We start from the raw sequence: 407 nt of genomic DNA, 5'->3' as shown, positions 1-407 counted from the left end.
CTGAAAAAAGCGTTTGATCATTTCTTTCGTAAAGATGCAAAATATCCAAAACAGAAAAAGTATAAAGATTACAATAGTATGACGTTTCCGCAATTTGGATTCAAACCAAACAGAAAGCATCGTTATGCGATGTCTTTTTCTGATAACGGTAAGTTATACAATAAAAAATTGGGAGAAATAGATATCCTACTTCATAGACCACTCGAAGGGACAATCAAGCAACTAATCCTCAAACGTCAAGGGAAAAGATGGTACGCTATTTTCAGCGTCGAAAGACAAGTGGTACCATCTGATATCGATACCAATCATGCGATAGGAATTGACGTGGGATTACATAAGTATGCCGTTCTTTCTAATGGCTTAGAATATGAAAACCCTAGATTTCTCCGTGAAAAAGAAAAACAACT

General features: G+C 35.6%; 1 pseudogene. It reads left to right on the top strand.

Annotation, left to right across the window (positions count from 1 at the left end):
- A pseudogene (locus MR076_RS26065) lies at positions 1–407 on the top strand (RNA-guided endonuclease TnpB family protein); the annotation flags it as partial.

Source organism: Bacillus cereus group sp. BfR-BA-01380 (genome assembly GCF_022663535.1).
GTDB lineage: Bacteria > Bacillota > Bacilli > Bacillales > Bacillaceae_G > Bacillus_A > Bacillus_A cereus_BB.
This window is presented reverse-complemented; position numbering and strand designations above follow the sequence as displayed.